The 20249-nt window shown below is 69.7% G+C and carries 16 protein-coding genes; 8 read left to right on the top strand and 8 right to left on the bottom strand.

Going from position 1 to position 20249, the window contains the following annotated elements:
• The first annotated feature begins 57 nt into the window (after positions 1-57).
• Entirely contained in the window at positions 58-1056 is a 999-nt protein-coding gene (locus MKW14_RS13670; protein WP_240862590.1) for a phosphotransferase family protein, read from the top strand.
• Here MKW14_RS13670 and MKW14_RS13665 read toward each other — a convergent pair.
• The 4 genes from MKW14_RS13665 to MKW14_RS13650 are packed head-to-tail and all read right to left on the bottom strand — an operon-like array spanning position 1031 to position 4910.
• The gene (locus tag MKW14_RS13665; RefSeq protein WP_240862588.1) at positions 1031-1807 is read right to left on the bottom strand and encodes a succinate dehydrogenase/fumarate reductase iron-sulfur subunit; all 777 of its coding nucleotides are present in this window, start codon (positions 1805-1807) and stop codon (positions 1031-1033) included. The genes MKW14_RS13670 and MKW14_RS13665 overlap by 26 nt on opposite strands.
• Positions 1804-3747 carry a fumarate reductase/succinate dehydrogenase flavoprotein subunit gene (locus MKW14_RS13660; protein WP_240862586.1) on the bottom strand — a complete coding sequence of 648 codons (1944 nt, stop codon included), beginning with the start codon at positions 3745-3747 and terminating at the stop codon, positions 1804-1806. Before MKW14_RS13660 ends, MKW14_RS13665 begins: the two co-directional genes overlap by 4 nt.
• Positions 3748-3770: 23 nt before the next feature.
• Entirely contained in the window at positions 3771-4592 is an 822-nt protein-coding gene (gene sdhC / locus MKW14_RS13655) for a succinate dehydrogenase subunit SdhC (protein WP_240862584.1), read from the bottom strand.
• Positions 4593-4619: 27 nt separating this feature from the next.
• Positions 4620-4910 (bottom strand): Rv0250c family protein, encoded by a 291-nt coding sequence (locus MKW14_RS13650; protein WP_240862582.1) that lies wholly within the window; start codon positions 4908-4910, stop codon positions 4620-4622.
• 426 nt (positions 4911-5336) lie between these two features.
• Between MKW14_RS13650 and MKW14_RS13645 the strand changes: the two genes are divergently transcribed.
• From MKW14_RS13645 to MKW14_RS13615, 7 genes are all read left to right on the top strand, one after another.
• A complete protein-coding gene (locus tag MKW14_RS13645) occupies positions 5337-7628 on the top strand; it encodes an ABC transporter family substrate-binding protein (RefSeq protein WP_240862580.1) in 2292 nt (763 codons plus the stop codon).
• A 131-nt stretch (positions 7629-7759) separates the two neighbouring features.
• A complete protein-coding gene (gene typA, locus MKW14_RS13640) occupies positions 7760-9667 on the top strand; it encodes a translational GTPase TypA (protein WP_240862578.1) in 1908 nt (635 codons plus the stop codon).
• A gap of 570 nt (positions 9668-10237) precedes the next feature.
• Complete coding sequence (locus MKW14_RS13635; protein WP_240862577.1) at positions 10238-11863, top strand: peptide ABC transporter substrate-binding protein; 1626 nt, start codon at positions 10238-10240, stop codon at positions 11861-11863.
• A 168-nt stretch (positions 11864-12031) separates the two neighbouring features.
• Positions 12032-12955, top strand: coding sequence for an ABC transporter permease (locus MKW14_RS13630; protein WP_240862575.1), 924 nt, complete (start codon positions 12032-12034; stop codon positions 12953-12955).
• On the top strand, positions 12948-13883 hold the full coding sequence (locus tag MKW14_RS13625) for an ABC transporter permease (RefSeq protein ID WP_240862573.1): 936 nt from the start codon (positions 12948-12950) through the stop codon (positions 13881-13883). The genes MKW14_RS13630 and MKW14_RS13625 overlap by 8 nt, the downstream gene beginning before the upstream one ends.
• 14 nt (positions 13884-13897) lie before the next feature.
• Positions 13898-14950, top strand: a complete 1053-nt coding sequence (locus MKW14_RS13620; RefSeq protein ID WP_240862570.1) for an ABC transporter ATP-binding protein — start codon at positions 13898-13900, stop codon at positions 14948-14950.
• Positions 14943-16088, top strand: a complete 1146-nt coding sequence (locus tag MKW14_RS13615; RefSeq protein ID WP_240862568.1) for an ABC transporter ATP-binding protein — start codon at positions 14943-14945, stop codon at positions 16086-16088. The genes MKW14_RS13620 and MKW14_RS13615 overlap by 8 nt, the downstream gene beginning before the upstream one ends.
• 160 nt (positions 16089-16248) lie before the next feature.
• Here MKW14_RS13615 and MKW14_RS13610 read toward each other — a convergent pair whose 3' ends face one another.
• From MKW14_RS13610 to MKW14_RS13595, 4 genes are read right to left on the bottom strand one after another with little or no spacing between them, the layout of a single operon-like run.
• Positions 16249-17268 (bottom strand): oligopeptide/dipeptide ABC transporter ATP-binding protein, encoded by a 1020-nt coding sequence (locus tag MKW14_RS13610; RefSeq protein ID WP_240862566.1) that lies wholly within the window; start codon positions 17266-17268, stop codon positions 16249-16251.
• Entirely contained in the window at positions 17265-18263 is a 999-nt protein-coding gene (locus tag MKW14_RS13605) for an ABC transporter ATP-binding protein (protein ID WP_240862564.1), read from the bottom strand. Before MKW14_RS13605 ends, MKW14_RS13610 begins: the two co-directional genes overlap by 4 nt.
• Entirely contained in the window at positions 18260-19168 is a 909-nt protein-coding gene (locus MKW14_RS13600; RefSeq protein WP_240862562.1) for an ABC transporter permease, read from the bottom strand. The genes MKW14_RS13605 and MKW14_RS13600 overlap by 4 nt, the downstream gene beginning before the upstream one ends.
• Positions 19165-20247 (bottom strand): ABC transporter permease, encoded by a 1083-nt coding sequence (locus tag MKW14_RS13595; protein WP_374116564.1) that lies wholly within the window; start codon positions 20245-20247, stop codon positions 19165-19167. Before MKW14_RS13595 ends, MKW14_RS13600 begins: the two co-directional genes overlap by 4 nt.
• Positions 20248-20249 lie beyond the last annotated feature (2 nt).

Raw genomic sequence — 20249 nt, 5'->3', positions numbered from 1 at the left:
GGCAGCGGCAGGAAAAGAGGAGGCCAGGGGCGGGGTGTATGGGCGAGACTCGGGCCGGTGAGCCCCACCCGGCAGCACGCCACCCCCGCCGACCTCGCCCCGCTCGCCCGCGCCGCCCTCGGCCCGGGCCGCACCCTCACCGACGTGCGCCGGCTGCGCGGCGGCAGCAAGAAGGGTGTCTACCGTCTCGGCCTCGACGACGGCACGACCGCCGTCGCCTACCTGTGGTCGGCCGAGGAGGACTACTGGGACGCGGGCCCCTCCGACCTCCGCGACCCCTTCTCCCACGGCACCGGCCTCGACCTGTTCACCGCGGCCCACGACCGGCTCACCGCCGCCGGCGTCCGCACGCCCCGTCTGCTCCACGTCGACGCCACGCACACCCACCTCCCGGCCGACGCGGCGATCGTCGAGGACGTCACCGGGGGCAGCCTGGAGGAGGCGCTGGAGCGGGACCCTCGGGCGGCGCCCGCCCTCATGGAACGCCTCGCCGAGACGCTGGCCGCGCTGCACGCCCAGGACGCCCCGGCCTTCGGCAAGGTGGCCCTGGTCGACAACCGCGGCTCCTCGTACGGGGATTCGTGTGAGCGGCGGGTCACCGAGGGCGCCCTGCGCTCCATCGAGCAGGCCGCTGCGCTCGAACCCCGCGTGGCGGCCGCCCGTGACGAACTCGCGGACGCGGTGCGGACGTTCGCCGCGGAGGTCCGGCCCCGAACCCGCCCCCACACCCTCATCCACGGCGAACTCGGCCCGGACCACGTGCTGCTGACCGCCGACGGTCAGCCGGCGCTCATCGACATCGAAGGCCTGCTCTACTTCGACGTGGAGCACGAGCACGTGTTCCTGGAGATCCGCTTCGGCCCGCACTACGACGCCCTGCGCACCCCGGACCTGGACCCCGACCGGATGCGCCTGTATCGCCTGGCCACGCACCTGAGCCTGGTCGCGGGACCGTTGACCCTCCTGCGGGGCGACTTCCCGGAACGGGAGCCGATGCGGGCCATCGCGGAGGGCAACCTCCTGCGGGCGCTCAGCCTGCTGAGGAACGCCTCCTGATCTTCGAGCCCAGCCACACCAGCGGGTCGTACTTACGGTCCACGGCCCGTTCCTTCAGGGGGATCAGGGCGTTGTCGGTGATCTTGATGCCCTCGGGGCAGACCTCCGTGCAGCACTTGGTGATGTTGCAGTAGCCGAGACCGTGTTCGTCCTGGGCGGTCTTCTTGCGGTCCAGGCCGGTGTCGGCGGCCGCGTCCAGCGGGTGCATGTCCAGTTCCGCGACGCGCATCAGGAAGCGCGGGCCGGCGAAGGCCGGTTTGTTCTCCTCGTGGTCCCGCACGACATGGCAGGTGTCCTGGCACAGGAAGCACTCGATGCACTTGCGGAACTCCTGCGAGCGGTCCACGTCCTCCTGCATCATGCGGTACTCGCCGGGACCGAGGTCCGCGGGCGCCACGAAGGCCGGGACCTCGCGCGCCTTCTGGTAGTTGAAGCCGACGTCGGTGACGAGATCGCGGACGACCGGGAAGGCACGCAGCGGCGTGACCGTGATCGTCTCCTCCCGAGTGAACACCGACATGCGGGTCATGCACATCAGACGCGGGCGGCCGTTGATCTCCGCGGAGCACGAACCGCACTTGCCCGCCTTGCAGTTCCAGCGGACCGCGAGGTCGGGGGCCTGGGTGGCCTGGAGGCGGTGGATGATGTCGAGCACCACCTCGCCGTCGTTGACCTCGACACTGAAGTCCTCCAGGCCGCCGCCCTTGACGTCGCCCCGCCACACCTTGAAGCGGGCCTCGTAGCTGCTCACTCGTACAGCTCCTCTTCGGCGAGGTACTTGACCAGCTCTTCCTTGTCGAAGAGGGCGAGCAGGTCGGAGCGGATGGGTTCGGTGCTCTCCCGGGTGAGGTCGATCTGACCGCGGACGGGGTCCGTGGCCGCGAGCCCGCCCGTGGGGTCGGTCAGCCGGCACAGCAGGTTCACGTTGCGCCACTTGCGGTCCATCGAGGGGAAGTCCTCGCGGGTGTGGCCGCCGCGCGACTCGGTGCGCTCCAGCGCGGCCCGGGCCACGCACTCGCTGACCAGCAGCATGTTCCTGAGGTCCAGCGCGAGGTGCCAGCCGGGGTTGAACTGTCGGTGGCCCTCGACGCCGGCCCGGCGGGCCCGTACCCGCAGATCCGCCAGCTTCTCCAGGGCCTGCTCCATCTCGCCCTCGCGGCGGATGATGCCCACCAGGTCGTTCATGGTCTGCTGGAGTTCCTGGTGGAGGGTGTACGGGTTCTCCGGCGGCCGTCCGTCGTCCGCGCCGGGGGCCGGGCCCTCGGCGGAGAAGGGGCGCAGGGCCTCCGCCGCGGCCGTGTCCACCTGGCCGTCGTCCACGGGCGGACGGCCCTCGGTGAGACCCGCCGCGTACTCGGCCGCGTGCCAGCCGGCCCGGCGTCCGAAGACCAGCAGGTCGGAGAGGGAGTTGCCGCCGAGACGGTTGGAGCCGTGCATTCCGCCGGCCACCTCGCCGGCCGCGAACAGGCCGGGCACCCCGCGGGCCGCCGCCGAGTCCGAGTCGACCGCGATGCCGCCCATCACGTAGTGGCAGGTCGGCCCGACCTCCATCGCCTCCGCCGTGATGTCGACGTCCGCCAGCTCCTTGAACTGGTGGTACATCGAGGGCAGCCGGCGCCGGATGACCTCGGCGGGCATCCGGGTCGACACGTCCAGGAAGACACCGCCGTGCGGGGAGCCCCGGCCCGCCTTCACCTCGGCGTTGATCGCGCGGGCCACCTCGTCACGCGGCAGCAGCTCGGGGGGACGCCGGTTGTTGTCGGGGTCCTCGTACCAGCGGTCGCCCTCCTCCTCCGACTCGGCGTACTTCTCCTTGAAGACGTCGGGGACGTAGTCGAACATGAACCGCTTGCCCTCGGAGTTCCTCAGCACCCCGCCGTCGCCGCGGACCGACTCGGTGACGAGGATGCCCTTCACCGACGGCGGCCAGACCATGCCCGTCGGGTGGAACTGCACGAACTCCATGTTCAGCAGGGGCGCTCCGGCGAGCAGGGCCAGCGCGTGGCCGTCGCCCGTGTACTCCCACGAGTTCGACGTGACCTTGAAGGACTTGCCGATGCCACCGGTGGCGATGACGACGGCGGGCGCTTCGAGGACGAAGAAACGGCCGGTCTCGCGCTCGTACGCGAAGACCCCCGATACCCTGCTTCCGTCCTTGAGGATCCGGGTGACCGTGCACTCCTGGAAGACCTTCAGCCGGGACTCGTAGTCCCCGGTCTCGCGGTGGTCCTCCTGCTGCAGGGAGACGATCTTCTGCTGCAGGGTGCGGATCAGCTCCAGGCCCGTACGGTCGCCGACATGCGCCAGGCGCGGGTACTCGTGGCCGCCGAAGTTGCGCTGGGAGATCTTCCCTTCCTTCGTACGGTCGAAGAGGGCGCCCCAGGTCTCCAGCTCCCACACCCGGTCCGGGGCCTCCTGGGCGTGCAGCTCCGCCATCCGCCACTGGTTGAGGAACTTGCCGCCGCGCATGGTGTCGCGGAAGTGGACCTGCCAGTTGTCGTGCGCGTTGACGTTGGCCATGGCCGCCGCGATGCCGCCCTCGGCCATCACGGTGTGCGCCTTGCCGAACAGCGACTTGCAGATGACTGCCGTACGGGCGCCTCGCTCGCGCGCCTCGATGGCGGCCCGGAGGCCCGCGCCCCCGGCGCCGACCACGACGACGTCCCACTCCTGGCGGTCGACCACGGACATCAGTTAGGCCCCACTCATCTCAGTCAGAAGAAGCGCGGATCGTCGAAGACACCGGACGCGACCAGATAGACGTAGAAGTCGGCGAGCGCCACGCTCACCAACGACGCCCAGGCCAGGAGCATGTGCCGGGAGTTGAGCCGCCCGACGAACTGCCATGCCTTGTAGCGCACGGGGTGTTTGGAGAAGTGCCTGAGCTTCCCGCCGACGATGTGCCGGCAGGAGTGGCACGAGATCGTGTACGCCCAGATCAGCGTGATGTTGACCAGGAAGACGACGGTGCCGAGGCCCATGTGGCCCCAGTTCTCGTGCGTGTCGCGGAAGGACAGCACGGTGTCGTACGTCAGCACGCCCGCGACCAGGATCGCCGCGTAGAAGAAGTACCGGTGGATGTTCTGCAGGATCAGCGGGAAGCGGGTCTCGCCGGTGTACTTCTTGTGCGGCTCGGCCACCGCGCAGGCCGGGGGCGATGCCCAGAAGCCCCGGTAGTAGGCCTTGCGGTAGTAGTAGCAGGTCAGGCGGAAGCCCAGCGGGAAGATCAGGATGATGATCGCCGGGGAGATCGCCCACCAGCTGCCGAAGAGATCGGCGTTCGGGCCCGAGGGCATGTTCTTGCAGTTCTCCGCCAGACACGGCGAGTAGAACGGCGAGACGTACGGCGCCGAGTAGTAGTCCGCGTTCGCGAAGGCCCGCCACGTCGAGTACACGATGAAGGCCAGCAGGCCGGCCGCGGTGGCGGCCGGGGCCAGCCACCAGCGGTCGGTCCGCAGATGCGGGGCGTCGATCGCGGCGCGCGTACCCGTTCGCACGCCGCCGCTGTTCAGATGGGGTTCCGTACCAGTGGCCAACTCATGACTCCGGTAGGTGTAAGGCGCTCAGTGGTGTTTGCGGTGGTGCGCGCCGAGACCCTCGTCGTCGGAGTCCGTCCACAGAGAGTCGTCGTACGGCTGGTCGGGGATGGTGACGAGTTCCGGTTTGCGCGGCGCGTTCTGGACCGCCGCCGCGGCGCGCAGGAGCTGGACGCTCTCCCGCAGGTGTTCGGCGTCGGCGCGGACTCGGCGCATGTCCAGGGTGTTGCCGCCCAGCTCCTGCTCCAGGCGGTTCACCGACCGGGACAGGTCGTCGAGGCAGCGCTGGACCGACGTCAGGTCGTCTTGCACGGACATGACGTGACCTCACTTCCATGAGCCGTCGGGCCTCAGGTGGCAACGTTCATGCGCCTGCGAGTGTTGCGCGTCACACCTGCCGCTGGGAAGGGATGTGCAGCGATTGGCGGATTGCAGGCCTCCAGTGCACGCCTGTATGCGCTCTTTGAGCGCCGGGGGCGCACGCCGCGACTGTGGCCGACTGTCGGACTACTCCTCGTTTGTCAGTCTGGCTCTCGCCGGACCGCGCAGCAACCGAGGGCCCGGGCGGGGGCCGCGTTGCGCCACACGGGTGATCTTGCGCGCCCCCCTCGCCGTGTCGCGCCGGCCCCGCGAACCCCGTCCCCTTCAGTGGGGGCCGTACATCTGATCAACACCAAATACCGCCAAACGTGATCAGACCCGACCCATGTCACCGGCGGAAGCGGCTCCCCGGAGGTAGCAGAGATGTCCCACGACGGCGTCGGACTGCACGCGGTCACATCCCACCGAACGGTCGTGCAGCACCCCGAGGGGGCGCGCGGAACGGCGTGCCAGGCCGGCCCGTCGCGCCGCCCCCGCCGGCGGAGCGTCACGCGTTCGGTCGCCTTCCTGACCGCGGGCGTGCTCACGGTGCCCGTGCTCGCCGGGTGCGGTTCGCCGGACCCGGCCGGCAAGCCGCTCGCCGGGCAGGACATCGCCTCGTCCGGCCGTCAGCTGATCGCCGACGGCGGCACGCTGCGCTGGGCCGTGGACGACGTGCCGGACACCCTCAACACCTTCCAGTCGGACGCCGACGCGACCACCACCCGCGTCGCCCAGGCCGTGCTGCCCGCCATGTTCCGGCTGGACGCCGCGGGCCGGCCGGTGCGCGACCCGGACTACCTGGAGTCCGCCCGGGTCGCCAGGACCGAGCCCAAGCAGGTCGTGGTCTACCGGCTCAGCCAGCAGGCCGTCTGGAGCGACGGCCGGGAGATCGGCGCCGCCGACTTCGCCGCCCAGTGGCGCGCCCTGTCCGGCAAGGACAGCGCCTACTGGACTGCCCGCAACGCCGGCTACGACCGCATCGAGAAGGTCGAGCGCGGCGCCAGCGACCTCGAGGTCAAGGTCACCTTCTCCCGCCCCTACGCCGACTGGCGCTCCCTGTTCTCCCCGCTGTACCCCAAGGACGTCATGGGCACCCCGGACTCCTTCAACGACGGCGCCCGCCGCAACCTCAAGGTCACCGCCGGGCCCTTCACCCCGCGCCAGGTCGACCCGAAGGACGAGAAGGTCGTCCTGGTCCGCAACCCCCGCTGGTGGGGCAAGCCCGCCAGGCTGTCCGAGATCGACCTCACCGCCGTACCGCGCGACAAGCGTGCCGCCGCGCTGGCCGACGGGAAGATCGACCTGGCCGAGATCGACCCCGCCGACGCCCAGCGCATCGACCTCGCCGGCCGCACCAAGGGCACCGGCACCCCGCTGATGGGGCCCGGCGGGGGACGCCTGGCCGCGAAGTCCCTGCGCTCCTGGGCGCTGAAGCACGACACCGACGACGCGTCGGCTGGCAACGAACTGCGCACCCTCAAGAAGCAGGTCAGGAAGATCATCGGGTACGAGTTGCAGCAGCAGGCCCTGCAGGGCTTCGAGGTCCGCAAGTCCCTGGAACCGGCCTACACCCAGCTCGCCCTCAACGGCTCCGCCGGCCCCCTCACCGACGAGCGCGTACGCCGTGCCGTGGCCCGCGCCATCGACCGCGCCGCCCTCGCCAAGGCCGTCCTCGGACCGCTCGGCCTGCCCGCCGTGCCGGTGGGCAGCCACCTCGCCCTCGCCGGGCAGGCCGCCTACGCCGACAACAGCGGCGCGCTCGGCGGCCAGGACACCGCCAAGGCAGCGGCCCTGCTCGCCGACGCCGGATGGGTCCGGGGCGGACCGGTCAAGGCGGAGAAGGGGGAGAAGAAGAGCTCGAAGGCGGCCGGGTCCGAGAGCAGGAAGTCACGGGACGAGTCCGACGGCGGCGACGACGGGAAGTACGTCGTCGGCGAGGACGACAAGGCCCAGGCCAAGGACGACCGCAGACACCAGGGCGAGGACGGCGCCAAGCACCTCGCCGACGGCAAGCAGTACGGCGACGCCCAGCTCAAGCAGGGCGGCGCGCCGGGCGCGTACGCGCCGAAGGGCACGGCGGCCCCGGCCGGGGCCGCGGCCGGTGTGCTGGCCAAGAACGGCAAGGCGCTGGACCTGCGGCTGGTGATCCCCTCGGGTCCCGGGTCGGAGAGCCTGCGCACCGTGGCGGACCGGATCAGCGCGATGCTGGCCCGGGTCGGGATCCGTACCCGGATCGTGAAGGTGCCCGACGACAGCTACTTCAAGGACCACGTCGCGTCCGGGGACTACGACCTCGCGCTGTACTCGTGGCCCGCCTCCGCCTTCCCGGCGACCGACGCACGGCCGATCTACGCCAAGCCGGTGCCCGCCGCCGACGGATCGCTGAACGTGGAGCAGAACTACACCCGCGTCGGCACCGACCAGGTGGACCAGCTGTTCGACCAGGCGGCCTCCACGCTGGACGACAGCGAGAACCACGCGCTGATCCGCAAGGCCGACTCACGGATCTGGGCGGCCGCCGGATCGATTCCGCTGTACCAGCGGCCGCAGCTGGTCGCCGCACGGAAGGACCTGGTCAACGCGGGCGCGTTCGGCTTCCGGGCGCCGGTGTTCGAGGACATGGGATTCCTGCGGAAGGGCGCGAAGGCCTCGCCCAGCCCGAGCGGGAACTGAGGCCGGGCGAGCCCCTGCCCGGGACGGCACGTACCATGGGGTGAGGCCGTGGCATGTTGCGCCCGGCAGGGGCCGCGTCACACAGACGTACGCGACGGCCCGTTCCTCACACTCCGGGAGTACGCCTCACTATGGCCACGCGCCACGACATCCGCAACGTCGCCATCGTCGCCCACGTCGACCACGGAAAGACGACCATCGTCGACGGCATGCTGAAGCAGGCCGGCGCCTTCGCCGCGCACCAGCTCGAGGGCGTCGACGACCGCATGATGGACTCGAACGACCTGGAGCGTGAGAAGGGCATCACGATCCTCGCCAAGAACACGGCGGTGAAGTACCACCCCAAGGACGGCGGGGACCCGATCACGATCAACATCATCGACACCCCCGGCCACGCCGACTTCGGCGGCGAGGTCGAGCGCGGTCTGTCGATGGTCGACGGTGTCGTGCTGCTGGTCGACGCCTCCGAGGGTCCGCTGCCGCAGACCCGCTTCGTGCTGCGCAAGGCCCTCCAGCAGCGTCTGCCCGTCATCCTGTGCATCAACAAGACGGACCGCCCGGACTCCCGGATCGACGAGGTCGTCAACGAGACCTACGACCTCTTCCTCGACCTGGACGCGGACGAGGAGCAGATCGAGTTCCCGATCGTCTACGCCTGCGGCCGTGACGGCATCGCCTCGCTGACCAAGCCGGAGAACGGCACCGTGCCGGCCGACTCCACCAGCCTGGAGCCGTTCTTCTCCACGATCCTGGACCACATCCCGGCCCCCACCTACGACGAGGACGCGCCGCTCCAGGCCCACGTCACCAACCTGGACGCCGACAACTTCCTCGGCCGTATCGCGCTGCTCCGCGTCGAGCAGGGCGAGCTCCGGAAGGGCCAGACCGTCGCCTGGATCAAGCGGGACGGCTCCGTCGCCAACGTCCGCATCTCCGAGCTGATGATGACCGAGGCGCTCACCCGCAAGCCCGCCGAGAAGGCGGGTCCCGGTGACATCTGTGCCGTCGCCGGCATCCCGGACATCATGATCGGCGAGACGCTGGCCGACACCGAGAACCCGGTCCCGCTGCCGCTGATCACGGTCGACGAGCCCGCGATCTCCATGGTCATCGGCACCAACACCTCCCCGATGGTCGGCCGTGGCGGCTCCGGCAAGGGCGCGGACGCGAAGGCGGCCGTCAAGGACCGCAAGGTGACTGCCCGTCAGGTCAAGGACCGCCTCGACCGCGAGCTCATCGGCAACGTCTCGCTGCGGGTGCTCGACACCGACCGCCCCGACGCCTGGGAGGTCCAGGGCCGTGGTGAGCTCGCGCTCGCCATCCTGGTCGAGACCATGCGCCGCGAGGGCTACGAGCTCACCGTCGGCAAGCCGCAGGTCGTCACCAAGGACGTCGACGGCAAGGTCTACGAGCCGGTCGAGCGCATGACGATCGACGTGCCCGAGGAGCACATGGGCGCGGTCACCCAGCTCATGGGCGTCCGCAAGGGCCGCATGGACAACATGTCCAACCACGGCTCCGGCTGGGTCCGCATGGAGTTCGTCGTGCCCTCCCGCGGACTCATCGGCTTCCGTACGGAGTTCCTGACCCAGACCCGCGGCACCGGCATCGGCCACTCCATCCACGAGGGCCACGAGCCCTGGTTCGGCACGCTGCAGACCCGCAACAACGGCTCCCTGGTCGCCGACCGTTCCGGCGTGGTCACCGCGTTCGCGATGACCAACCTCCAGGAGCGCGGCGTGCTGTTCGTCGAGCCCGGCACCGAGGTGTACGAGGGCATGATCGTCGGCGAGAACTCGCGCTCCGACGACATGGACGTGAACATCACCAAGGAGAAGAAGCTCACCAACATGCGCTCGTCCACGGCCGACGTGGCCGAGTCGATCGTCCCGCCGCGCAAGCTCTCCCTGGAGCAGTCCCTGGAGTTCTGCCGTGACGACGAGTGTGTGGAGGTCACCCCGGAGGCGGTCCGCATCCGCAAGGTGAACCTGGACGCCCGTGAGCGCGCCCGCGCCGCGAGCCGCGCCAAGCACGGCTGACACAGCGTCAGTACGAGAATCCCGGGCACCGCGTCTGACGCGGTGCCCGGACCCCGTTTCGGGGTAGGTAGGGAAAACCCTTCATCTTGGTCCGAGGGCCCCACGGGCCGGGTCATTGGCACTACCCTGCGCTGATGTCGGTCCTGCCGGTACTCCGGCTGCGCGACGAACGGCCGTGGTCTGACGACCCGTTGGAGTCCCTGTTCGCGCAGGCACGCAAGCCGACTCTTTCGCAACTGGTTTATTACAGCCGTGTGTCCGGAATGCGGACAGCCGCGACCGGTAGATGTGTAACAAGTCCGTTTCGCAGGGATCTTTCAGCAAACCCTTTGTCCGGATTTTGGAAGATGTTCGCGCAAGGTGTGATCGAACCGAGACCTTGGGGGTGTGGTTCGGCCCCGGTGCATGGCAGATAGTTAGGCGCGTAGAGCTCGGATCAACGGGTCACGCGCTGCAGCGGCGCCGACTCATCGAGCGCGGGGGGCACCTGACCATTTCAGGCACCGGTAACGGTGATGTGTCATGTGCTCCCCCATGCGGTGAACCAATGGACTCATGAGGAGGAGCCCCATGCGTGGTGCCAAGAGCGCCAAGTGGGTTGCGATAGCCGCCGTAGTGGCGCTGGGTGCGACGGCCTGTGGCGGCGGCGGGGACACTGGCAACGGAAAGGCCAGTGGCAAGAACAACGGTGTCGTGTCGGTCGAGATCGGCCAGCCGCAGAACACCTTGGTCCCCTCGAACACCTACGAGACCGAGGGCGGTCAGGTCATCCACGCCCTGTTCACCGGGCTCACCAAGATCGACTCCAACAACAAGATCGTCAACGACGAGGCCCAGTCCGTCGAGACCAAGGACAACAAGGTCTGGACGATCAAGCTGAAGCCGGGCTTCACGTTCCACAACGGCGAGCCGGTCACCGCGCAGTCCTACGTCGACGCGTGGAACTACGGCGCCGACCAGACCAACGCCCAGCAGACCAACGCCCTCTTCAGCCACATCCAGGGCTACACGGACCTCAACCCGGGCCCGAAGAAGACGGTCAAGACCCACACGATGTCGGGTCTGAAGGCGATCGACGACAACACGCTCCAGGTCACGCTGACGGCCCCGTTCTCGGCGTTCCCGGCGCAGCTGTCCTTCACCGGCTTCGTGCCGCTGCCGAAGGCGTTCTTCAAGGACCCGAAGGGCTTCGGCAAGAAGCCGATCGGCAACGGCCCCTACGAGGCGAAGACGTCCTTCGTGGACAACGAGGGCATCAGCCTCGTCAAGTACGCCAAGTACCCGGACGCGTCCAGCTTCCCGGTCAAGGGCATCAACTTCAAGGTCTACTCGAACCAGGACACCGCCTACAAGGACCTGCTCGCGGGCAACCTCGACGTCCTGCCGGTGATCCCCACCTCGGGTCTGGCCACGTACAAGAAGGACCTGCCGGGGCACAACATCGACGTCCCCGAGGGCGCGGTCGGTTACATCGGCTTCCCGCTGAAGTACAACAAGGCCTTCCAGAACGCGAAGATCCGGCAGGCCATCTCGATGTCCATCGACCGGGACGCCATCGCCTCGAAGATCTTCCTGGGTGCCCGCTCCGCGGCCGACGACTACGTGCCGCCGCTGATCGACGGCTACCGCAAGGGCGCCTGCGGTGAGACCTGCACCTACAACCCGACCAAGGCGAAGCAGCTCTACAAGGAGGCCGGCGGTCTGCCCGGCAACGCCCTGGAGATCGGCTACAACGCGGACGGCGACCACAAGACCTGGGTCGAGGCCGTGGCCAACCAGATCCAGAAGGCGCTCGGCGTCAAGGTGACGGCCAAGCCGTTCGAGCAGTTCCAGACCATCCTCAACGACCTGGACGCCAAGAAGTACAAGGGCGCCTTCCGTATGGGCTGGCAGATGGACTACCCGAACTTCGAGGACTTCCTCCGTCCGATCTTCTCCAAGGACGCCATCGAGAACGGCTCGAACTACGCGGGCTACACCAACCCGACGTTCGAGAAGCTGCTGAGCGAGGGCGACCAGGGCGCCACCGAGGCGGACGCCATCAAGAAGTACCAGGAGGCGGACGACGTCCTGCTCAAGGACATGCCCTACATCCCGGTCTACTTCTACCGTCTCAACACGGGCTTCAGCGACAAGATCAAGTCGATGAACATCATCGCTCACCAGATCGACTGGACGAGCATCAAGCTCGGCTGAGCGAAGCCGGGTACCGCGCCCGCCGCGTGATGCGGCGGGCCACGGGGTGGGCAGGGGGAACAAGCCGGAGCACCACGCGGCTCCCCCTCCCACCCTCTTCGCCGTTGGGTCCGACCGCGAACGCCTCTCCCCGGGCGCCGCCGAGGACCAGCATTCCTTGGAGAACCAATGGGCCGATTCGTCGTGCGCCGTGTGCTGCAGGCGATCCCTGTACTCATAGGCGTCACGTTCCTCATCTACTGCCTGGTCTTCCTGCTGCCGGGCGACCCGATCAGGGCCCTGATGGGCGAGAAGCAGGACCCCCACCTGGCCTTGGTGCTGCGTGCCAAGTACCACCTCGACGACCCGCTGGTGGTGCAGTACTGGCACTACATCACCGGCGTCTTCCGCGGCGACCTGGGCACGACCTACACCGGCCGCCCGATCAGCGACATCGTCTCCCAGCGTTTTCCCGTGACGCTGAAGCTCTCGCTGACGGCGTTCGGTTTCGAGGCGGTCATCGGCATCCTGGCCGGCATCTTCTCGGCGCTGCGCCGCGGGAAGTTCCTGGACAACGTGGTGTTCATCGCCACGCTCTTCCTGATCTCCATCCCGGTGTTCGTGCTCGGCAACGTCCTCCAGCTCGAACTGGGCGTCAACTGGAAGCTGACCCCGGTCGCGGGCATCGAGGACGGCTGGCCCGCCAGCTACGTCCTGCCGGGTCTGGTGCTGGCCTCGACGTCGATGGCGTACATCGCCCGGCTGACCCGGACCAGCATGATCGAGTCGGTCCGCTCCGACTACGTCCGCACCGCCATCGCCAAGGGCCTGCCGCGCCGCCGCGTCATCGGCGTGCACGCGCTGCGCAACTCCCTCATCCCCGTCGTCACCTTCCTCGGCATGGACCTCGGTTCGCTGATGGGTGGCGCGATCATCACGGAGCGGGTCTTCAACCTCCCCGGCATCGGCGGTCAGTTGGCCCAGTCCGTCTCCCTGCGCGAGGGGCCCGTCATCGTCGGGCTGGTCACCCTGCTGATCCTGATCTACCTGGTGGCCAATCTCGCCGTCGACGTCCTCTACGCCGTGCTAGACCCGAGGATCCGCTATGAGTGAACAGATCATCGAACGGCCCGTCCCCGCCGACGGCCCCACGGCCAAGGCGCCGGACCCCGGGGGCAAGCCGGAGCGCGTCGCCAGCCTCTGGCGCGACGGGTGGTACGACCTGCGCAGGCGGCCGATGTTCCTCATCTCGGGCTTCATCATCGTGTGCCTGCTGATCCTGGCCGTCGCGCCCGGTCTGTTCACCTCGCGCTCGCCCTTCAGCGACGGCTTCTGCGACCTGTCGCACTCGATGGACGGCCCGCGCAGCGGCCACTGGTTCGGCTACGACGTCCAGGGCTGCGACATCTACACCCGCACGGTGTGGGGCACCCGGAACTCGATCATCGTCGGTGTGGTCTCCACCATCCTGACCACGGCCCTCGGCGGCGTCATCGGTATCCTCGCCGGCCTGTGGGGCGGCTGGGCCGACTCGCTGATCTCCCGTGTCTCGGAGATCTTCTACGCGCTGCCCATCCTCATCGGTGGTCTGCTGATCATGTCGATGGTCGGCAGCAGCAACGTCTGGACCGTCGCCGTCGTGCTGTCGGTCCTCGGCTGGCCACAGGTGTTCCGGATCATGCGTGGTGAGGTCATCGGCAACAAGTACAACGACTACGTGGCCGCCGCGCGGGCGCTCGGCGCGGGACCGTTGCGGATCGCCTTCCGGCACATCCTGCCGAACACGCTCGCCCCGATCGTGGTCGTCTCCACGATGAACCTGGGCGTCTACATCGCCGCCGAGGCCTCGCTGTCCTACCTGGGCATCGGCGTGCAGTCCCCGGACATCTCCTGGGGTCTGATGATCAGTGACGCGCAGGACCGCTGGCTGACCTCACCGCACGCCCTGCTGTTCCCGGCCGGCGCGCTCAGCCTGACGGTGCTCGCGTTCATCATGCTCGGCGACGTGGTCCGCGACGCCTTCGACCCCAAACTGCGCTGAGGAGGGCGTAATCCATGACCATCATCGAGGACGCCGTCCCCGCCCCTCGCGGATCCGACGAAGAGACGGCTCCGCTGCTGGAAGTCCGTGACCTGCATGTCGAGTTCCACACCCGGGAGGGTGTGGCCAAGGCGGTCAACGGCGTCAACTACACCGTCAGCGCGGGCGAGACGCTGGCCGTGCTCGGCGAGTCCGGGTCCGGCAAGTCGGTCACCGCGCAGGCGGTCATGGGCATCCTGGACATGCCGCCGGCGCGCATTCCGCGCGGCGAGATCCTGTTCCGCGGACAGGACATGCTGAAGATGTCGCGGGAGGAGCGCCGGAAGATCCGTGGCGCCCAGATCGCGATGATCTTCCAGGACGCCCTGTCCGCCCTCAACCCGGTCCTCACCGTCGGCTACCAGCTGGGCGAGATGTTCCGGGTGCACAACGGCATGTCCCGCAAGGACGCCAAGGCCCGGTCCATCGAGCTGATGGACCGGGTGAAGATCCCGGCCGCCGCGGCCCGGGTGAACGACTACCCGCACCAGTTCTCCGGCGGTATGCGCCAGCGCATCATGATCGCGATGGCGCTCGCCCTGGAGCCGGACCTGATCATCGCCGACGAGCCGACCACGGCCCTCGACGTGACGGTCCAGGCCCAGGTGATGGACCTGCTCGCGGAGTTGCAGCGCGAGTACCAGATGGGCCTGATCCTCATCACCCACGACCTCGGTGTCGTCGCGGACGTCGCCGACAAGATCGCGGTGATGTACGCGGGCCGGATCGTGGAGACGGCGCCGGTGCACGAGCTGTACAAGCGCCCCGCGCACCCCTACACCCGCGGTCTGCTCGACTCGATCCCGCGTCTGGACCAGAAGGGCCAGGAGCTCTACGCGATCAAGGGTCTGCCGCCCAACCTGCTGCACATCCCCGCCGGTTGCGCCTTCAACGCGCGCTGCCCCAAGGCGCAGGACATCTGCCGCGAGAAGGTTCCGGCCCTGTTCCCGGTCACCGAACCGGACGGCACCGAGCTGCCCGGCCGCGGCTCGGCGTGCCACTTCTGGAAGGAGACGATTCATGGCTGAGCCGATCGCCAAGGACATCCCGGCCGACGCCACCCCGAACGTCTCCGAGGTCGAGGTGGTGGACGCCGCCACCGAGGAGGAAGCGGTCGTCGCGCTCGACGCGCCCGTGGAGCGCGGTGAGCCCATCCTCCAGGTGCGCAATCTCGTCAAGCACTTCCCGCTGACGCAGGGCATCGTCATCAAGCGTCAGATCGGCGCGGTGAAGGCGGTCGACGGCGTCTCCTTCGACCTGCACCAGGGCGAGACCCTGGGCATCGTGGGCGAGTCGGGGTGCGGCAAGTCGACGGTCGCCAAGCTGCTGATGAACCTGGAGCGGGCGACCTCCGGCGAGGTCTTCTACAAGGGCCAGGACATCACCAAGCTGTCCGGCAGGGCCCTCAAGGCGGTCCGCCGGAACATTCAGATGATCTTCCAGGACCCCTACACCTCGCTCAACCCCCGGATGACGGTGGGCGACATCGTGGGGGAGCCGTACGAGATCCATCCCGAGGTGGCTCCCAAGGGCGACCGGCGCCGCAAGGTCCAGGAGCTGCTGGATGTCGTGGGCCTCAACCCGGAGCACATCAACCGCTATCCGCACCAGTTCTCCGGCGGTCAGCGCCAGCGCATCGGCATCGCGCGCGGTCTGGCGCTGAACCCCGAGGTGATCATCTGCGACGAGCCGGTGTCGGCCCTGGACGTCTCCGTCCAGGCGCAGGTCATCAACCTGATGGAGCAGCTGCAGGACGAGTTCAACCTGTCGTACATCTTCATCGCGCACGACCTGTCCATCGTCCGGCACATCTCCGACCGGGTCGGCGTGATGTACCTGGGCAGGATGGCGGAGATCGGCTCCGACGAGCAGATCTACGAGCACCCGACGCACCCCTACACCCAGGCGCTGTTGTCGGCCGTTCCGGTGCCGGACCCGGAGGCGCGGGAGCAGCGCGAGCGGATCATCCTCACCGGTGACGTGCCGTCCCCGGCCAACCCGCCCTCGGGCTGCCGCTTCCGCACCCGCTGCTGGAAGGCGCAGGACAAGTGCTCGGAGGAGGTGCCCCTGCTGGCGATCCCGGAGCGCTTCAAGGGCGCCGACACGCCGGCCGCGCATGAGTCGGCGTGCCACTTCGCCGAGGAGAAGGACGTCGTCCACGCGTAGCCTGCGGCGCTGAGCCGTTGTTCCCGGTGCCCCGTGTTCGAGGGGTGCCGGGAACTTGGGTTTCGGGCGGGCGTCGTTCGTCGGCCGCGGCGCCGTCGGGGCTGGTCGCGCAGTTCCCCGCGTCCCTTGGGGGGTTCGTGGCAACGCCCATGACGGGGCGCTATGTGGTCACCCGTGACCGGGCCCAGTGGCAGGCGACCTGAGGGGTCGGGGACGCGGTCAGGATGTCCGGGTCGTCCGTGCGGCACGCCTCCGCCACCCCGGCGCGTTCCGCCTCGCCCGAGGACAGGATCTGGCAGCGGGTGTGGAAGCGGCAGCCCGGGGGGACGCGGGACGGGTCCGGGGGTTCGCCGGTCAGGAGCACCGGGGCGCCCGGGGCCTCCGGGAGGACCGACAACAGGGCCTGGGTGTAGGGGTGTCGGGGGGAGGTGAGGACCTGTTCCACGGCGCCCGTCTCCACGATCCGGCCCAGGTACATCACCGCCACGCGGTCCGCGATGTTCCAGGCCAGGCCCAGGTCGTGGGTGACCACCAGGGCGGCCAGGCCCAGGTCCGTGCGCAGTCGCAGCAGAAGGGCCAGGATCTCGCCGCGTACGGAGGCGTCCAGTGACGCCACGGGCTCGTCGGCGACGATGAGCTCCGGTTCCAGGACCAACGCGCCCGCGATGACCACCCGTTGGCGCTGACCGCCGGACAGCTCGTGCGGGTAGCGCAGGAAGAAGCGCTCCGGCGGACGCAGCCCCGCCCGCGACAACGCCGAGGCCACGGCGGTGCGTTCGTCGCCGCCGTACCCGTGGATCCGCAGCCCCTCGGCCACCGCGTCGTACACGGTGTGCCGCGGGTTCAGCGATCCGCTCGGGTCCTGCAGCACCAGCTGGACCCGTCGGCGGTACGCCTTCAGGGCCCGGGAGGTGTGTTCCAACGGCCGTCCTGCGAAGTGGACCTGCCCCGCTGTCGGCTCCACCAGACCCAGCAGCGTGCGTGCCAGCGTCGTCTTGCCGCAGCCCGACTCGCCGACCAGCGCCACGATCTCCCCGGCCCGGATGTCCAGCTCCACGCCGTCCACGGCCCGCACGGCGGCCTCCCCGCGCCGCCCCGGGAACGTCACCCGCAGGTCCTGGGCGCTGAGCAGAGGCGTCGCCGGTTCGGGGTGCTCGGCAGGACTCCCCGTCGTCGTCATGTCGTACTCCTCGCGTCCTCGGCGTCCGCCGTCGGTCCCGGTCCGGGCGCCTCCACGTGCACGCAGGCCGCCTGTCGGCCGGGTCCCGCGTCGCGGAGCGGCTGGTCCTCAGTGGCGCAGCGGTCCAGTGCCTCCGGGCACCGTGGGTGGAAGGTGCAGCCCGAGGGCAGCTCGGACGGGTCGGGCGGGTCGCCGGCCAGGCCGCGCGGGGCGAACCGGGAGGCCGGGTCGCCGATGCGCGGGAAGGCGGCCGACAGGGCCTTGGCGTACGGGTGCCGGGCGTCCTCGTAGACCTGCCGGGCGGGGCCCTCCTCGACGATCCGGCCCGCGTACATCACCGCCAGCCGGTCGCAGGTGTCGGCGAGGACGGCCAGGTCGTGGCTGATCATGACGAGACCGACGTCCTGTTCCGCCACGAGCTGTTCGATCAGCCGGAGGATCTGCGCCTGGATCATCACGTCCAGTGCGGTGGTCGGCTCGTCGGCGATGATCAGCCGGGGGTCGCAGGCGAGCGCCATGGCGATCATCACGCGTTGGCGCTGACCGCCGGAGAGTTCGTGCGGGTAGGCGGCGGCGCGGGAGGCCGGCAGGCCCACGTGCTCCAGCAGTTCGCCGGTCCGCCTGCCTGCCTCGGCCGCCGTCGCCCTGCGGTGCAGCAGCATCGGCTCGGCGATCTGGTCGCCCACGCGGTGCACGGGGTTGAGCGAGTGCATCGCGCCCTGGAAGACGATCGACGCGCCCGCCCAGCGCACCGCCCGCACCTGCCCCCACCGCATGGTCAGGACGTCCTCGCCGTCCAGCAGGACCTCCCCGGTCACCCGCGCCCCGGCGGGCAGCAGCCGCAGCAACGCGAGCGCCAGTGTCGACTTGCCGCACCCCGACTCGCCCGCGAGGCCCAGCTTGCTGCCCGCCGCGAGGGACAGGTCCACGCCCCGTACCGCGGCCGCCCCGCCCGGATAGGTCACCTCCAGGTTCCGGACCTCCAGCAGCGTCAACGGGCCACCCCCAGCCTGGGGTTGAGAACCGACTCGACCGCGCGCCCGCACAGCGTGAACGCCAGCGCGACCACCGCGATGGCGATGCCCGGCGGCACCAGGTACCACCAGTCGCCGGAGCTGACCGCACCCGCCTCCCGGGCGTCCTGCAGCAGCCCGCCCCAGGAGATCACCGTCGGATCGCCGAGGCCCAGGAAGGCCAGGGTCGCCTCGGCGAGGACGGAGGAGGAGATCATCAGGGTCGTCTGGGCGAGCACCAGCGGCATCACGTTGGGCAGCACATGCCGGGTCATGACGTGCCAGTGACCGCCGCCGAGCGCCTTCGCGCGCTCGATGTACGGCCGTGACTCGACCGCCAGTGTCTGCGCGCGCACCAGCCGTGCGGTCGTGGGCCAGGAGGTGACGCCGATGGCGAGGATCACCGTGCCCAGAGAGCGGGACATCACGGTGGCCAGCGCGATGGCCAGCACCAGCGCCGGCATCACCAGGAACCAGTCGGTGATCCGCATCAGCACGGTCGCGTACGCCCCCCGGAAGTGCCCGGCGGTGATCCCGACGACCGTGCCGATCACCACCGACAGCACGGCCGCGAGCAGCCCCACCAGCAGCGAGACCCGCGCGCCCCACACCACCAGGCCGAGCAGGTTCCGCCCGAACCGGTCGGTGCCCAGCGGGAACTCACCGCTCGGCGCCTCGAGCGGACTGCCCGGCGCGTCGGTCACCCCGGTCACCCCGGAACCGACCGTCAGCGGAGCCGTGAGCGCGACCAGCGCGAACAGGGCGAGCGCGGCCAGCCCGACGAGGCCCGCGCGCTGGGTGCGGTACTGCCGCCAGAACCGCGCGGCGGAGCGGCGCCGGCGCTGCCAGGCCGGCGTGCGGGGTCCGGGCGCCGTCCCGGTCGTCATCGGCCCACCCGGGGGTCGAGCAGCGGGTAGACCAGGTCGGCCAGAGTGTTCATGACGATCACCGCCGAGGCGAAGAAGAGGAACAGCCCCTGCACCAGGGGCAGATCGGGCACGCTCAGGGCCTGGTAGAACAGCCCGCCCAGGCCCGGCCAGGAGAAGACGGTCTCGACCAGGATGACGCCGGCGACGGTCCGGCCGAGGTTGACGAAGACCAGGGTGACCGTGGGCAGCAGCGCGTTCGGCACGGCGTGCCGGCGCCGCACCAGATCGTCCCTGAGGCCCTTGGCGCGGGCGGTCGTCAGATAGTCGCCGCCCATCTCGTCGAGCAGCGCCGAGCGGGTGACCAGCAGCGTCTGGCCGTACTCGACCGCGACCAGCGTGAGCACCGGCAGGACGAGATGGTGGGCGACGTCGAGGACGTAGGCGAAGCCCTCCTTGCCGCCCGACTCCATGCCGCCGGTCGGGAACAGGCCCGGGATCGGGCCGAGGCCCACGGCGAACACGATGATGACCAGCAGGCCCAGCCAGAAGCTCGGGACGGAGTAGAGGGTCAGCGCCAGGCCGGTGTTGAGCTTGTCGCCGAGCTTCCCGTGCCGCCAGGCCGAGCGGGTGCCGAGGAACATGCCGAGCGCGGTGTAGAGCACGAAGGCGGTGCCGGTCAGCAGCAGGGTGTTCGGCAGCGCCTCGGTGATCTTGTCGATGACCGGGGTGCGGAACTGGTACGAGGTGCCCAGGTCCCCGGTGAGCGCCTTGCGGCAGTAGTCCGTGAACTGCTCCCACAGCGGCAGGTCCAGCCCGAACTCCTTGCGGTACTCGGCCAGCTGTCCCGCCGACACCGGCCGTCCGCCGGTCATCGTCCTGACCGGGTCGCCGGGGATCAGCCGGAACAGGAAGAAGCCGGTGACCAGGACAGCGAGCAGCGACACGGCGGCGCCGCCCGCCTTGGCCGCCCCGTAGCGCAGATACGCGGTGGTGGTGCGCGCCCGCGGGCCGCGGGCCGCCGTACCGGCTGGGACCGGTACGGCGGCCTTGTCGACCGCTGCCGACGCCGAGTCGGGCGCCGTCGGTTGGATGGACACGG

The sequence above is a fragment of the Streptomyces gilvus genome (assembly GCF_022513565.1).
GTDB classification, from domain to species: domain Bacteria; phylum Actinomycetota; class Actinomycetes; order Streptomycetales; family Streptomycetaceae; genus Streptomyces; species Streptomyces gilvus.
Note: the sequence above shows the minus strand (reverse complement) of the source record. Positions and strands in the feature narration are given on the sequence as shown.

Coding starts and splice junctions, on each gene's coding strand:
- MKW14_RS13660 (WP_240862586.1), bottom strand. CDS start 3,747: ATGTCCGTGGTCGACCGCCAGGAGTGGGACGTCGTCGTGGTCGGCGCC.
- MKW14_RS13650 (WP_240862582.1), bottom strand. CDS start 4,910: ATGTCCGTGCAAGACGACCTGACGTCGGTCCAGCGCTGCCTCGACGAC.
- MKW14_RS13645 (WP_240862580.1), top strand. CDS start 5,337: ATGTCCCACGACGGCGTCGGACTGCACGCGGTCACATCCCACCGAACG.
- typA (WP_240862578.1), top strand. CDS start 7,760: ATGGCCACGCGCCACGACATCCGCAACGTCGCCATCGTCGCCCACGTC.
- MKW14_RS13635 (WP_240862577.1), top strand. CDS start 10,238: ATGCGTGGTGCCAAGAGCGCCAAGTGGGTTGCGATAGCCGCCGTAGTG.
- MKW14_RS13630 (WP_240862575.1), top strand. CDS start 12,032: ATGGGCCGATTCGTCGTGCGCCGTGTGCTGCAGGCGATCCCTGTACTC.
- MKW14_RS13625 (WP_240862573.1), top strand. CDS start 12,948: ATGAGTGAACAGATCATCGAACGGCCCGTCCCCGCCGACGGCCCCACG.
- MKW14_RS13620 (WP_240862570.1), top strand. CDS start 13,898: ATGACCATCATCGAGGACGCCGTCCCCGCCCCTCGCGGATCCGACGAA.
- MKW14_RS13615 (WP_240862568.1), top strand. CDS start 14,943: ATGGCTGAGCCGATCGCCAAGGACATCCCGGCCGACGCCACCCCGAAC.
- MKW14_RS13610 (WP_240862566.1), bottom strand. CDS start 17,268: ATGACGACGACGGGGAGTCCTGCCGAGCACCCCGAACCGGCGACGCCT.
- MKW14_RS13600 (WP_240862562.1), bottom strand. CDS start 19,168: ATGACGACCGGGACGGCGCCCGGACCCCGCACGCCGGCCTGGCAGCGC.